Annotated in this window: 12 protein-coding genes; 2 read left to right on the top strand and 10 right to left on the bottom strand. The window is 39.5% G+C overall.

The features are described 5' to 3' along the window. Positions 1-515: 515 nt before the first annotated feature. Complete coding sequence (locus ACDZ29_RS22110) at positions 516-980, top strand: hypothetical protein (RefSeq protein ID WP_375088661.1); 465 nt, start codon at positions 516-518, stop codon at positions 978-980. A 344-nt stretch (positions 981-1,324) separates the two neighbouring features. On the opposite strand, the gene ACDZ29_RS22105 is transcribed toward ACDZ29_RS22110, so the two are convergent. After that, positions 1,325-1,678, bottom strand: coding sequence for a GNAT family N-acetyltransferase (locus ACDZ29_RS22105; RefSeq protein WP_289324879.1), 354 nt, complete (start codon positions 1,676-1,678; stop codon positions 1,325-1,327). An 808-nt stretch (positions 1,679-2,486) separates the two neighbouring features. Further along, complete coding sequence (locus ACDZ29_RS22100; RefSeq protein ID WP_375088660.1) at positions 2,487-2,918, bottom strand: MarR family winged helix-turn-helix transcriptional regulator; 432 nt, start codon at positions 2,916-2,918, stop codon at positions 2,487-2,489. Positions 2,919-3,053: 135 nt separating this feature from the next. Here ACDZ29_RS22100 and ACDZ29_RS22095 point away from each other — a divergent pair, with 135 nt between their 5' ends. Further along, a complete protein-coding gene (locus ACDZ29_RS22095; RefSeq protein ID WP_370014847.1) occupies positions 3,054-4,241 on the top strand; it encodes an MFS transporter in 1,188 nt (395 codons plus the stop codon). Positions 4,242-5,121: 880 nt separating this feature from the next. Here the strand turns inward: ACDZ29_RS22095 and ACDZ29_RS22090 are convergent. From ACDZ29_RS22090 to ACDZ29_RS22055, 8 genes are all read right to left on the bottom strand, one after another. Beyond that, positions 5,122-6,165, bottom strand: a complete 1,044-nt coding sequence (locus tag ACDZ29_RS22090) for an oxidoreductase (protein ID WP_289324876.1) — start codon at positions 6,163-6,165, stop codon at positions 5,122-5,124. A 58-nt stretch (positions 6,166-6,223) separates the two neighbouring features. Beyond that, positions 6,224-6,655, bottom strand: a complete 432-nt coding sequence (locus ACDZ29_RS22085; RefSeq protein WP_289316601.1) for a DUF1801 domain-containing protein — start codon at positions 6,653-6,655, stop codon at positions 6,224-6,226. A gap of 466 nt (positions 6,656-7,121) precedes the next feature. Continuing rightward, positions 7,122-8,597, bottom strand: a complete 1,476-nt coding sequence (gene nagE / locus ACDZ29_RS22080) for an N-acetylglucosamine-specific PTS transporter subunit IIBC (protein ID WP_370014844.1) — start codon at positions 8,595-8,597, stop codon at positions 7,122-7,124. Positions 8,598-8,788: 191 nt separating this feature from the next. Next, positions 8,789-10,027, bottom strand: coding sequence for an exo-beta-N-acetylmuramidase NamZ domain-containing protein (locus ACDZ29_RS22075; RefSeq protein ID WP_370014843.1), 1,239 nt, complete (start codon positions 10,025-10,027; stop codon positions 8,789-8,791). Positions 10,028-10,040: 13 nt separating this feature from the next. Beyond that, the gene (locus ACDZ29_RS22070) at positions 10,041-11,987 is read right to left on the bottom strand and encodes a glycoside hydrolase family 3 N-terminal domain-containing protein (RefSeq protein WP_375088659.1); all 1,947 of its coding nucleotides are present in this window, start codon (positions 11,985-11,987) and stop codon (positions 10,041-10,043) included. A 207-nt stretch (positions 11,988-12,194) separates the two neighbouring features. Further along, positions 12,195-13,205 (bottom strand): MupG family TIM beta-alpha barrel fold protein, encoded by a 1,011-nt coding sequence (locus ACDZ29_RS22065; protein ID WP_375088658.1) that lies wholly within the window; start codon positions 13,203-13,205, stop codon positions 12,195-12,197. Further along, complete coding sequence (locus ACDZ29_RS22060) at positions 13,202-14,569, bottom strand: PTS transporter subunit EIIC (protein WP_289324872.1); 1,368 nt, start codon at positions 14,567-14,569, stop codon at positions 13,202-13,204. Before ACDZ29_RS22060 ends, ACDZ29_RS22065 begins: the two co-directional genes overlap by 4 nt. 32 nt (positions 14,570-14,601) lie before the next feature. Next, positions 14,602-15,459 (bottom strand): MurR/RpiR family transcriptional regulator, encoded by an 858-nt coding sequence (locus tag ACDZ29_RS22055; RefSeq protein WP_289324871.1) that lies wholly within the window; start codon positions 15,457-15,459, stop codon positions 14,602-14,604. Positions 15,460-15,470: the final 11 nt, after the last annotated feature.

Genomic DNA, 15,470 nt, shown 5'->3' with positions numbered 1-15,470 from the left:
ATTTATACAAAAAGACAATTGATGTAACAGATGTTCCAAAATTCTAAATTTCAAAAAATCATAGGCCCTATGGGAATACAAAAATAGCATTCCAGTCGGTTACCGTACTATATATCATAAAAAATAAAGATAACCTCTAGATACTTTAGGATATAGAGAGCATTGCAACATTTTATTCTAAATACATTATTAATTTTATCTTATTTTTTTCTTTTTATTCAAAAATATGATTAATCCAATTATGGCTATAATTAAAATTAATATGTCTATGTTGTAAATAGAAAATACTTTTTGATCAGCTATAATTACTGAAAACATCCTTATTATTAAACCTATACAAGTAGAGATAAGTACAATTTTCACTGATTTATATTTTCTTTCCTTTATTTCCATATTTATCTTGACCTCCCTTATATAGTTATATAGTATCAAATTATATCCAATATTCAAAAAAATACAAAGGGAGTGTTATTAAATGAAGAAAAAGTCCTTATTTTCAACTAATAACAAGTTTATTGGTGGTCTCTAATGTTCCTAATGCACTCACAGAAGAGAAAATTGAATTAACACCATCATCAACAGCAGTAAACCCAATCGTAGAAGTCAATTTAATTAGTGAAGATTTTATACAAATACAACCAACTGCAAGCATTATTGAAATGAGCAAACCTATTGCTCATCAAGCTAAACTAACAAATGCCCAATTAGGAAAGATGGTAAAGGCTTATCAAAAGGGAACAACATGGTTAAGCATCGTAAGTACTCTTGTGTTTGCAGGTAGTCCAACAGCACCAGCAGGAGTAGCTACTGCACTGGCATCCGCACTCGCTGGCAGTCCAAATAGTTTAATTGCAGCATATCATTCCGGAAAACACGCTTACCACGTATCAGTCTATGCTAGTGGTAAAAAACCAAGTTTATCTAAAATAACTTATATTTATTACACTAAATCGAATCTTTCATTTAGAAGCCCTCGTTGATTAATCTACCTGCCAGTATACAGACTGATATAAGCCTACCTAAGTAATTGCTCTTAAAATTTAAATATATAAAGTATTACAAAAAAATAAATCAGTAAATTTATTAGGTAATTCGGTACAATTAAATAAAGGTTCAGTCAAAATTATGCGTATATTGGCAATTTATGCATTTATTCATAGGATAATTTCAATCATAAATTCCAGCAGGGCACCTCCCCCTTTGAATAGGTGCATAGTATTCTTCCTGACTCATTTCATTTTTCATTTGGATCCCTTTAACTTGTTTTGTACGAAAAAAAAGGCTGCACCTAATAGGTACTAGCCTCCTAAAAAACGCGCCGAATTCACGATTCCAATGAAATATATTCAGCACCATTTTCTTTTGCCCAATTATGTATATAACTAAGCAGACTATATCCAAGGCCACTAGGACGATGATTTACATCAGTAACCAAATCTTGTACAAACACATAGCGTTCATTATATAAATCTTCACGCCAGCTAATACCCGCTAAAGCTACAATGCTTGTATCATGATATAAAGCAAATAGCTGTTTACCCTCCTTACGCATATCATTTAATAATTGTAGATATTCCTTTAGGGTCAAATCAGTTCGTAACTGACTCAATATAGGGTAAGCCTGTAAGAATTGATGTTCTACAGTTAACTCTACTATATTTTCCACTGGTATTTTCATACTAATAATCTCCTAACTTTTTTAAGTTTAATTGCATTACCTTGCCCATATAAATCGGGATTAATTTTCTGACATATAAACCTAGCCAATATGTTTTATAACCAAGGGGCTACAGGTATCCAAAGTTGAGAAATTAAACCTAAATTACATCGAACATGATAAGGTACTCAAATAAATGTTTTCAATAATTGTTCTTCTATCAGTTTCCTATTCTTTTCCTCCCCCATAAATAATTGTTAGATATATATGCAAAAATAATATGCATGAATCGTGCCATTTCAAAGGAAATATACCAACTAATCCCTAAAATTCCTTTTCGGAAAGTTTATCCGCTAAGAGAATTCCAACCTAAAAAGGTCGATTTCCTCTACGATAAGGAATCGACCTTTTTATCTTCTTATAGAACTACACACCAGTTTGTTTGAGTGTATCATTTTACAAGTTCCGTCATTAGTATGAACCATTTGCATTTCACATTAAAAAAAATTCTTAATCTTTTGATACATATTCAATTTCCCATCATCATATCTTCTTTAATGGATTTCTGACATCATTTTAAGAATCATTGAATTTGCTGAAATTAGACTACGGGGAATGTGTATGTGGTGAACAGATTACATCGTTGGGCATTTTATGAACACAATGAAAAAAAGTTTAGGAACATTTATCATTAATCATTCTGATAATTAATCACCTAAAAGCAATGAAGTTATAGTGGAATTCATTGCTCTAATAAATAAAAATGGCCAGCGTGAAAATCAATATAGTGCTTTTTCTTTCTATATATAAGGGAACCCCTTCAAGAAGACTATATTTTATTATCTATACGTGACGACACATGTTCTGTCAGTTTCCCAACGATTTGTTTAAGCCTTTCCGTTTCCTCTTCATTTAAGACGCTATAAAAATCACGAAAGATTTTGGCAAAACACTTATTGATGGAATGGTAGGTTTCCTTTCCACTTTCGGTTGATTGGATAAAAACGACCCGCCGATCATCCTTGCTGTGTACCCTTTCGATCAAATCCTTCCGTTCAAGCCGGTCAATTAGCGCAGTTCCTGCTGCAGGTTTAATCTTCAAATGATTCGAAACATTTTTAACAGCTATGGATTCATTTAAGACTATTAATTGCAATGCACGGTACTGTACAGAAGTTAAATCGTATTTAACCAATAACGGTTCCACCATTTCCTGTGTGAGGCTGCTTAGTTCTTTAATCTCTATATGTAAATTATACAATTCACTTGAATGCATGTTTGACAATCCTTTCTTATTGACAACTATCTATCTAAAACTATAACATAATTAACGTATCAAAAAATTAACCATGCGAACTAAAATGGTTATTGATTTTTAAAGAGAGAGAGGCTGTCCATGTCAGCAGAGCAACGTAAAAAGATCATAATCCTCATGATCAATATGTTTATAGCAATAGGAAGTTTCGGTATCATCATTCCCATTTTACCAGCATACCTGGCCTCCATTAATCAAGGCGGAACCGCCGCTGGCCTAATGATCGCCATTTTCGCAGGTGCACAACTTATCTTTTCGCCAATTGCCGGAAAATGGACTGACCAATTCGGGCGCAGAAAAATGATTATTTATGGATTGGTCGGTTTGACATTATCCATGTTTATTTTTTATGCAGTCAATTCCATTTGGTTATTGTATGCGTCGCGTATCATCGGTGGGATTGGAGCCGCTTTGCTTATACCCGCAATATTTGCTTATGTAGCTGACATCACCACATTTGATCAACGCGCTAAAGGCAATAGTTTAGTATCTGCCGCTATGTCCCTAGGAATTGTAGTCGGTCCAGGAATTGGAGGGTTTTTAGCTGACTTTGGCCTGAAGTTTCCCTTTTTAATTTCTGCACTGGTATCCCTATCAGCAGTGGTATTTTCGATTTTTGTATTAAAAGAAAGCGAAACGGCACAAGTTACTCAATCCATGGATGCAGAAACTGAAACAATGGTTCGGAAGATTGCCTTATCCGTGAAAATGCCCTATTTCATTCCACTTATCATTACTCTTGTAATGAGCTTTGGATTAATGGCATATGAGTCTGTAATTGGTCTTTATCTTGATAATCAATTCAACTCAAGTCCTAAGGACATCGCTGTCATGGTTACAGCAACAGGTATCGTCAGTGTAATCGTACAATTGTTTGTCGTCGACCGGATTGTACGGCGTTTTGGGGAAGTGAATGTGCTCAATATTTTTATCAGTGTTGCAGCCATAGGTTTCCTTCTATCACTTTTTGCTTCAAGTTACCTGATTTTCTTTTTAATCTCACTTATTATCTTCCTTTCCACTTCCATTTTACGGCCAGTTCTTAACACACTGATTTCCAAAATGGCAGGGAATGAGCAGGGATTTGCAATGGGTATGAATAATGCGTATATGAGTATCGGAAATGTGCTTGGACCCACACTTGCCGGAATGATGTATGATATCCACATCACCTATCCGTTCATGTTGGGCCTTTTCCTCTTAATCATTACTTTGATGATTACCATGGCTTGGCAAAAGCGATCTCTTCATGCAAAGGCATTATCCTAGAACTCAAAAAGGCATTTCAAGTTTTATAGCATGATGAAAACCCCGAGTAGCAGCGCTATTCGGGGTTTTTCATTAGGATTTTTATATCCTTTCCTCTTGTAATCGTGATCCTTCATTCAGTTTAATCACGAGTAATACGTTCGAATTCACGAGTATTTGGCTTAAATTCACGAGTATTGCTACCCTCTACCGAATATTGGGGCCAAACTTATGCATTTACAGCTCGAAATCTTGCTCAACGTTCGAATTCACGAGTAAATGTACGAATTTCACGAGTATTTGCTCCAAATTCACGAGTAAATGGCTCAAATTCACGAGTAATGCTACCTTCTACCGAATATTTGCTCCAAACTTATGCATTTACAGCTCGAAATCTTGCGTAACGTTCGAATTCACGAGTAAATGGCTCAAATTCACGAGTAATGCTACCTTCTACCGAATTTTTGGGCCAAACTTATGCATTTACAGCTCGAAATCTTGCGTAATGTTCGAATTCACGAGTATTTGCTTCGAATTCACGAGTAAATGTACGAATTTCACGAGTATTTGCTCCAAATTCACGAGTAAATGGCTCAAATTCACGAGTAATGCTACCTTCTACCGAATTTTTGGGCCAAACTTATGTGCATTTACAGCTCGAAATCTTGCGTAACGTTCGAATTCACGAGTATTTGCTTCGAATTCACGAGTAAATGTACGAATTTCACGAGTATTTGCTCCAAATTCACGAGTAAATGCTTCATATGTTCCTTAAGTTAATGATTTCCCTAATAAACCAGGAAATCATACATTTGTCGATAATAAAAAGCGGCCTTTTTCCTCTTGAAAGAGGTTAAGGCCGCTTATAGTTCTTCAAATTGTTATAAGGGGAAAATTAATTTCATTTAATATAAACGGCTTTCCTCAATTTACTGCTTTCAAAAGCCGCATCAATGATTTTAATGACGGCTAGTCCCTCTTCGGCAGTGACTGGAGCTTTTTTTCCGCTCAATATACTATCGGCAACTGCCTGGTAATACGTTAAATAAGAACCATGCAGTGTTTCAATGGTTTCATGTGTCTCATTTTCTCCTTCAACCGTAACCAGCTTACCATAAAATTCAGGAGCATCTGCACCCCAAGAGTCATCAATCGGTTTTTTACCATCACTTAGGTCGGCCTCTTGGCAATCATTACCGGACTTTATAAATGATCCTTTACTTCCATGAACCTGAAAACGAGGTCCATTAGTCGGGACGATTGAACCTGAATGCAATATAACTCTCAGCTTTTCATATCCTAATATCACATGGAAATAATCATCAGTTTCTGCATTTTCTTTTTGCGAAAATACATCTGCCCAAACGAACTGCGGCACCCCAAACAAATGCAAGGCTTGATCGATGAGATGTGAACCTAGATCAAATAGGATACCTGACCCCGGGCCTGGTTTTTCCCTCCATCTATCCCTGACCATTGGCCTGAACCGATCATAATGGACTTGGTATGTATTGATTTCCCCAAGCACTCCATCATCCATAAGTTTTTTCACCGTCAAAAAGTCATTATCCCATCTCCTGTTATGATAAACACTTAAGAGCAGATTCTTTTCCTCTGCAATCTTAATGAGCTCCTCTGCCTCCCAGGCTTCCACTACCATCGGCTTTTCAAGGATGACATGCTTCCCGGCTAACAAGCTTTGCTTGGCCATTTCATAATGTAAACCACTCGGTGTCGTAATAACGGCCAAATCGATTGACGAGTCTTCAAGTATTTCCTCCAAGCTGCCTACCACTTCCACATCCTTCAAATCTTTTAGGACTTTTTCCTTTTGGGAGCTGACAACTTTCACTATTTGAAATTGCCCTAAAACACTTAGTAAAGGCGCGTGAAATGTAGCGCCCGATAATCCATACCCAACTAAACCCACTTTAATTTTTCTCATTTTCGGTTCCCTCTCGCTTTCTTGTTCTCTGAAACAAATATTAAATTGATCAACCGCTTTATTTCACTTCATTGTTTGGATACTTTTCTCTCAAAAACTTGACAGACTGATTAATCAATTCTTTCAAAACATCAATTTCGATATCTGCCACTTTATTGATGTACACACACCCTTTTCCAGAAGTGTGTTTTCCAAATGCCTGTAACAATTCTTCCCTTTTTTTGTCACCCGGAGAAAAATATAAACTGATTTTTGCTTTTCGGGGTGAAAAGCCAACCAGAGGGGCATCGCCTTCGTGACCAGATTCATATTTATAATGATAGATACCGAATCCAATGATGCTCGGTCCCCACATCTTTGCCTCATAACCTGTCGTCTTGGCAAAAACATCCAATAATTGATATGCATCTTCACGCTTTTTAGGATTATCGACGTTCTCAATGAACTCAATGACACTACTGTCAGTTTCTTTGGTTTTTTGTTTATACATGATCGGAACCTCTCCTATACTAAAAGGTAGAAAAATTCAAAGATATCCTTTGCTCAAAACGAAGTACCCTATTCGATCGTGTTCTTTAAGGTCGTCTTTATGTATACAGCTACAGCCTACATTATCGATGAAATCCTTACTATTCAAATGAATGCGGACGAGCTTCATTTAGTAATTCTCCAAACTTCATTGCAAATCCTTTATTCAATACCCTTATATTATAGAACATTGATTCGTTTTATTCTAATTTAAAAGCAGAGATTAATAAGATATATCTAAGGAATTGATTTGATTCACATCAATTGATTGGTACCTATGAAACAGTACGTTATCATAAATATCTCTACGATCAGAATGATAAGGAAACTTAAAACTGATCGTAGAGTTAGTGTATCCATCCCATTTACATTAAACAAACAGTTGCATTAAAGGGGGAATTGGAAGCCAATATGCAGTTTATCCCGACCTAATGCCGTCGGATCTTTTCAATTTCATCTGCTATAAATTGTACCTGTGTCCCTACGATGACTTGAATGCTTTGGGGACCCACGATATTGATTCCAGCAACCCCTGTTGATTTGATTTTATTCTGATCGACAGCTCCCATATTCTCCACCTCAACCCTTAATCGGGTAACGCAGTTATCTACAGATGTTACGTTGGCGTCTCCGCCTAATCCCTCATAAATAACAGAAGCCATCCTAAAGAATTTACTCTCATTATTACCGCCTTGACTGTTGTCCGCCTCCGCAATCACTCCTTCACCATCAAGCTCATCTTCTGTATCATCTTCTCTGCCGGGAGTCATTAAATTGAACCTTGTTATCAAGAATCGGAATAAGAAATAGTAGATGACAGCAAAAGCAAGTCCTTGAAGAAGTAGCATATAAGGTTCATTTGCCATTGGCAATCTTGAACTTAAAACAAAGTCAATGAATCCTGCACTAAAACCGAACCCTGCTGTCCATTGGAAAGTCGCAGCAATAGCTAACGATATTCCTGTTAATAAGGCATGCACAACAAAAAGGGCTGGTGCAACAAACATGAAAGCAAATTCCAACGGTTCAGTGACGCCTGTGAAAAATGAAGCGAAACCGGCTGCAAGCATTAATGAAGCCACTTGTTTTTTCTTCCGTGATTTTGCCGTATGGTACATGGCAAGAGCCGCAGCCGGTAAACCGAACATCATGACGGGAAAGAATCCGGCTTGATACATACCCGTGGTTCCTTTTATTCCTGTTCCAGCCCAGAATTTACCGATATCGTTAAGACCTATTACATCAAACCAGAATACGGAGTTTAACGCATGATGTAAACCTGTTGGTATCAAAAGCCGATTGAAGAATCCATAGAGTCCTGCTCCAGCAGCACCTAATTCACTTATTCCTTCCCCAAATATTACTAACCAGGAGTAGATGAGTGGCCAAACGAAGAATAATATAAGAGAAACCAGTAACATGGCAACCGCAGTAAGGATCGGGACAAGGCGTTTACCGCTAAAGAAAGCGAATGCATCCGGCAGTTCGACCTTACTGAACCGATTAAACATAGCTGCCGCTATTAGACCCGAGAGGATTCCGACAAATGCATTTTCTATTTTCTCAAATGCTGGGTTTACATCTTTTACATCAATTCCCTGCAGCATCGCTACCGAATCCGTGGAAAGCAATGTCGTTACGACTAGATAGGCTACCAGCCCGCTCAAAGCGGCGGCTCCATCTTTTCCTTTCGACATCCCCAACGCCACTCCAACAGCAAACAAGATAGCCATATTGTCAATGATGGAAGACCCTGCTTTGATTAAGAAAGCCGCTAACGGACTTTCCGCTCCCCATCCTGCTGGGTCTATCCAATAACCGATCCCCATTAAAATGGCGGCTGCCGGTAATACGGCTACTGGCAGCATCAAGGAACGTCCAATTTTTTGAAGATATTTTTTCATTCCGCTTTCCTCCTGACAATTACTGATTTAGGGCAAACCCCATATTCTATTAGACAACGGTTCCTTCCATTTTAGAACTTCATTTCATTAATAAATTGACTATATTCAGGAAAAAAGTCTTAGCGATTTACTCCTCCTTCTAATGTTCATAAAAAAAGAAAAGTCCAAATGGACTTTTCCTTTTTCTCCACTTATTTATAGAGTAAGTAATTTTTGCGAACCTTTTTAAAAGCATCCTGCTTTTCTTGATATTCTTTTATAATTTCATTTACTGAAGAACCTTCTTCAATTCTGGACCTTACCCAGCCATTTCCAATCAATAAATTGAAATTGTTGGCTGCAAGGAATTCGAAATCACCAGGATATAGGTCCTGAATGGTCTTGATGATGTGAAGTCCAGTAGGGACAGCCTTGAATTCCTCTCTATCCGTTATATAAATTTCCACTCCGTGGCTAAGTTTACCTGCATGCTTTGAAAACATAGGTGTAAAAGAGGCTGCCCTGAATTTTACACCAGGTAAACGAAGAGCATTTAATTTCCCAGCAAGCTCATCACCGTTTATATAAGGAGCACCAATCAACTCGAATGGTTTAGTCGTTCCTCTGCCTTCCGAGACATTCGTTCCCTCGATCAAGCCTGTAGCCGGATATACGAATGTAGTGGAGACTGTCGGCATATTCGGTGACGGCAAGACAAAAGGAAGCCCAGTATCGTCATAATCCATATCTCGCTTCCAGCCTTTCATCTTGATGACCTTTAGATCTGCACCAATTTTAAATTCCTTATTGAACAAAGTCGCGAGTTCCCCAACAGTCATCCCATGCTTAAGCGGTATTGGGTACAAACCAACAAACGATGAGAATTCAGGTTCAAGCACCGGTCCATCTACCGACTCCCCGCCTTGTGGGTTCGGCCGGTCCAGCACGATGAAGGGGATATCATTTTCTTTGGCTGCTTCCATTGCATAAGCCATCGTGTAGATATACGTGTAATAGCGTGTTCCGACATCCTGGATATCAAAGACAAGGACCTCAACATCTTTTAACATTTCGGGCGTCGGTTTTTTCGTTTTGCCATATAAGCTATAAACGGGCAACCCTGTTTTTTCATCAATATAATATTCAACGCTTGCACCTGCTTGCGCATCTCCTCGCACTCCATGTTCAGGACCGAATAACGCTGTCAAATTAATATCCGGATCATCATGAAGTAGATCTACGATGCTGGTTAATTTAGAATCGATGCCAGTTGGATTCGTGATCAAACCGACTTTCTTTCCGCTTAACACGTCCTTTTCTTCTTTTAAAAGGACTTCAATACCGGGATTGACTTTTTGTTTTTTCTTCTCTTTAACAGCGGTTACACTTTTTGAGGAAACGATGCCGAAAGAAAGCATGCAAATGGTAAATAAGATAATCATTCTTTTCAAATTGCTTCCCTCCCTATTTTTTAATGGATCTTCCTGATTTAATATCTAATCCATATCCAAATTTATAAAGCCTTTCAGAGGGCTTAGTCACTGATGGTATATCGACCGGCAACGTGCCTTTAGGTTTTGATTCTCCAAAAATGGTCGAGATGCCTGCCGGGATATTCGGCTGTCTATAACGCCCATTCGAATAACCTTTGAACCCGTAAACAGCAAGAACCGCTTTCGCTTCTTCAAAGTTTGCAACATCATACGGGTTTCTTAAACTCATTAAAACAAATTCTTTATCCTTCTTATTAGCATGGTTCATGATCGCTCTTGGGAAGGCTGTTGCCCACTTCGACGAATCTTGAATGCTATCATCGATCACTCCATCATTTACAGCCGGATCGTTTTTGACAACATAGGAACCGGTTAAGACAAAATCCGATTCATCGATTAGTTTAGCCACTTCAACTGTAAATGACTTTCCTGAAAAACTCATACCCGTTATTTGGACTTTCTTTATTTTCTTTTTATCAGCTAATTCTAGGATGCTCCTTGACATGGATTCAACTTGATCATCAAAAGGGGCAAGAACTAAAACTTTATCATTTTTCTTAGGTTTGAAAGGCAATGTTCTATCTTCATTTTTCAATAGAGTGATGGCATCTTCCGCGATTTTCCTTTCTTTTTTTAAATGATCTTCATTCCCGACCACTTGAAGCGCGGTTTCGATTTTTTTATCGATCGGAGTATTATCAGGGTTTAATATCCCTCTTTTCACTTTCAGTTCAAGTATCCTTGTTACGGATTGATTGACTTGACTTAGAGGTAGTTCGCCGCTTTCCACTGCTGCCTTCACTGCATGGAATACAGAGGTTATATTCTTTTCCATTTGTAGCGAATTTACTTGTGCAGGCATTAACGCAATATCAACACCCGATTTCAGGGCAAGGACAACAGCTTCTTCCTGTCCGAAGTTGTCCGCAATGGCTTTCATATTCAAAGCATCTGTGACCACAACACCGTCAAAACCCATTTCTTCACGTAAAAGACCGGTTATGACCTTATGTGACAACGTTGCAGGAACCATAATTTCTTGTCCGTCATTTTTACTGATATACGTAGTGTCATCGAATGCAGGAAATTGAACATGTGCAGTCATCATCATATCCACTCCAGCATCGATGGCCTTTTGGAAAGGAACCAACTCTATGGAACGCAAACGCTCTTTATCATGAGAGACAAGTGGGAGTCCATAATGACTATCGACTGCTGTATCTCCATGACCAGGAAAATGCTTGGTCGTTGCTATCATGTTCTGGTTTTGCAATCCTTTTATCGTCTGAATGCCAAGCTTTGATACAAGTTCTGGATCAGAACTGAAGGAACGAACGCCAATAACTGGATTTCCGGGATTATTATTGACATCGACAGACGGCCCAAAATTGACATTTATGCCAAGTGACGAAAGTTCCTTTCCAATGATTTCTCCAGTTTGATAAGCGTAATTTCCATTTCTGGCTGCACCAAGCGCCATATTACCAGGAAGGTTCGTTCCAGTTTGAAGGCGAGTTACGATTCCTCCTTCCTGATCAATCGTAATGAACAGCGGAAGGTCTGGGCTTGCCATTTGCAAACCATCCGTGAGCCGAACAGTTTGTTCGGTATCGACTACATTTTCAGCAAACAGAATCACACCGCCCAGATGATATTTTTTGATGATGCTTGCAACTTCTGAGTTCATTTCAGTAAACCCTGTAGCCTTAGCTTCTCCTTGTTTTTGCCAATTGCGAAAATCCGGCATGAGCATTTGACCGACTTTTTCATCGATTGTCATGTTTTCTACGATTTCCTGAATTTCCGATACTGATTTTTCATTCTCATTCTCTGATCCCTTTGCTGTCGCATTCCCTCCCAGACTGGATAAAACCAAGAATAATGCGATTCCAGCAGGGGCACATATCCTTTTTATCATTTAGGCTTCCTCCCTTGTATACTTTTTAGTTCTGTTAGTAACAATTCCATATCCATAACCCTGAAAGGATGAGATTGGAAATGAGCTATTTAGGTCATAAAAAGAAATCAAGGCAGCATCCGGAACCCCATCAGCCGCCTTCTTTTAACAAGCCTTCATGAATATATCCATTTATCCCTGTATAATTGATTTTCAGAGCCCAATTGGTCACTCAATTATAAGTTTTATCGTTTGACCAGGCTTTAGAAGGGACAGCAAGGGAATATCTTCTTCTATAATTCGCCCTATCACATTGACCCGATGACTTGCCTCCAGGTCTCTCCTGCAAATTTGAACCTCTCCCCGATATCGACCGTATCCATCATTGTCCATCGTTATGGATCCAAGGGTGCGTGCAACAGTATTACTCGGTTCAACATTTACTGTGACTCGGGTATTTTGCAGCCGGAAAACATCTTGAGAAACATCTGGCCTCAATTTAAACTGACCGCTTTGCAAGAGTCGGGATTTCACTCTAATAGATAGAATATTTAGACTTTTATAGGTAATTAGATTCTCAAGCAAATTATTCTCCGTTCCTTGATCTCCAACGAAAACTCCCTCCACATGCTGAAACAGCTCAACACCGGCAGCATATGGATTCATCAACCTGTGTTTTTCAAGCGTTGGAAGGCCCTCATGCAGTGGGCCGCGTTTACTCCCAGCACCCGGGATGAAAGCAAAAATCGGTATGCCGTATTTCTTGAACATACGATTTTGCACATGAAAGAATTCTTCCTCAAGTCCCGTTTCACGCCTTGGATAAAAGTTGTGCCATGCTATCAAACTTTCCGGTTCCACCCCGCTCCCAAGCACGGCTAGAAGTTCATCTTCATTCCACGTACTTGCATTCAGTGAGAGGGAAAACACCTTAGATAAAGATGTAACCGCTTCTTGATCAAACCCATCATCAAGGCGAATACCTTTAATCCCTAATGGCCATAAATCCTCAAGTTTGCTAATCCCCAAATGATTAAGCGTGTTTAATGATACATCTGCATGGATTTCCATTCCATAGGACTCTGAAAGCTTTAAAAGCTTGATCATCCTCTTTACGAGGTCACCCTTTTCTTCAGGAATATGAAGCGAGGTAAATGCCCTCTTCACTCCTAGGTTGGCGGCATGGATAATTTGTGCTTCTGCATGTGGATCCTGTAAATAAAAAGAGATTCCAATCACTTGAATTCTACTGCCATTTCATCTTTAAATCCAAACAAATACGTAAAAACAAATCCTGCTATATAGGAAATAAACAACCCTACGAGGAACAGACCGATTTGGTTTGGATGCACTAAAAAGGTAAGCGGTAGTCCAGAAACACCGATAGACGACGTTGCGATTCCGAAATGAGCTTGGAATGCCCCACCTACTCCTGCACCTAAACAGGCGGTTAAGAAAGGCCGGCCCAGTGGCAGCGTCACTCCAAATATAAGCGGTTCGCCGATACCAAGCATCCCTGAAGGAAGACCCCCGCCGATTGCTCTCTTTAAACTAGCTTTCTTCGTTTTCATATAGATGGCAAATGCCGCTCCTACTTGCCCTGCACCTCCCATTGCCAAAATGGGTAGCAGTGGATCATCTCCAATCGAATTGATCAATTCTAGATGAACTGGCGTTAAACCTTGATGTAAACCAGTAATGACGAGAGGTAGGAATGCCGCACCAAGCACGAATCCTGCTACAACACCGCCGATATCCAATATATTCAATAACCCTGTCGTAATGGCATCCGATAAAAACCCTCCTACCGGCATAAAAACAATGTAAGTGACAATCCCGGTAATGAGTAAAGCGATGGTTGGCGTCAAAATGATATCCAGTGATTGCGGAATGAATTTCCTGACCTGTTTTTCCACCAAGGCTATGAAGATAGCAGCAAAAAGGACTCCTATCAACCCACCGCGGCCAGGAAGTAAATTTTCACCGAACAATGAAATGTCGCCGACTGCCGGATTGATGACCAAGATACCCGCTACTGCACCAAGTGCAGGTGATCCGCCGTATTCCTTTGCCGCATTGGTCCCAACCAAAATTCCCAAATAGGCAAAGAGCCCTGACCCGATAACGGTTAAAATGATGGCTAATTGCGACTCTGCTGCAAGCCAGCCCGCTTGAACGATCGCTTTTGTAATACCGGTAATCAAACCTGATGCCACTAACGCGGGAATTAAGGGGATGAAAATGCTTGCAATCCTGCGTAAAAAAAGTTTAAAAGGTTTGGCGTTTTTCCTATCATTCTCGGATTTGTTCTTCGAGGCCACTTCTTTTAAGTCCAAACCGCCGGAAGACTCCAGAAGCTTTTCAAATTCTGTATGAACCTTGTTCACCACGCCTGGTCCCAGGACGATTTGGATCGTTTCTTCTTCAATGACGCCAAGAACGCCGTCCGTGTTTTTTATATCATCCATGTTTACTTTTGAACGATCGATTGGCATTACCCTTAGTCTGGTCATACAATGTGCAGCATCGGCAACATTCGATGCCCCACCTAATTTCCCCAATATCTCTTCTGCTAAACTGGCGTACTTATCCCCCTTACCCATTCAAAAACCCCCTTTGTCAAATCTCGTAATATTCATTTATATCGATCCGTCATCGATTTGATTGCGGACCTGGTGTTATCAATATATTGGACAGTTTCTTCATATTGCTCTGAAGCCATCCCCAAAAACAAAATGTCAATCATATATAACTGCGCCAATCGTGAGGATGTTGCTGCACTTCGAAACGGTGCTTCATTCGAAAAGGATGTATACAGTGTCGCATCACATAAAGAAGACACCGTTGTTTGGCCAAAATGAGTAAGCCCGATCGTCTTGACCCCACGTTCTTTAGCAAGCTTCAGTATATTGACAACTTCAGGTGTTTCCCCTGAGAATGAAATGGCAAAAACGATGTCATTTTCATCTGCATTTGCAATCAGGGTTGCAACTAAATGCATATCTGTAAAAGCAGTTGCCCCTTTATTGATGCGAAGTAATTTTTGCTGAGCATCTGCAGCAACTATATTCGAAGCACCCACTCCGCAAAAGTGGACGGTTTTAGCGTTCAGCATCAGCGTTATAGCCTGTTTGAGATTATCATGATCGATTATTTCAGATGTGTCCCGAATGGTCTGAATCGAATTACTCGTCGTTTTCTCAACAATCCGATACAGTGATTCGGAAGGCTCGATATCCCGGTAACCCTGTTCTACAGTCTTCATCAAATCTCCAGCTATCCTTATTTTCAGATCTTGAAACCCCTTTATTCCAAGCGATTTACACAACCTAATAACAGCAGCCCCGCTGGTTTGGGCAGACGTACTCAATTCCTGTACAGTGCTGTTCACAACTTCATGAGGATTCTGTAGAATATATTCTGCTAGTTTTTGTTCTGATTGCGGCAGCTTGCTCAACATCGTCTGTATGATGGATAATCCTCCTGTAGCCATTGTTTCCCTCC

It is taken from the genome of Peribacillus sp. RS7 (assembly GCF_041956845.1).
GTDB lineage: Bacteria > Bacillota > Bacilli > Bacillales > DSM-1321 > Peribacillus.
The sequence above is the reverse complement of the archived record's forward strand: the minus strand, read 5'-3'. Positions and strand labels throughout refer to the sequence as shown.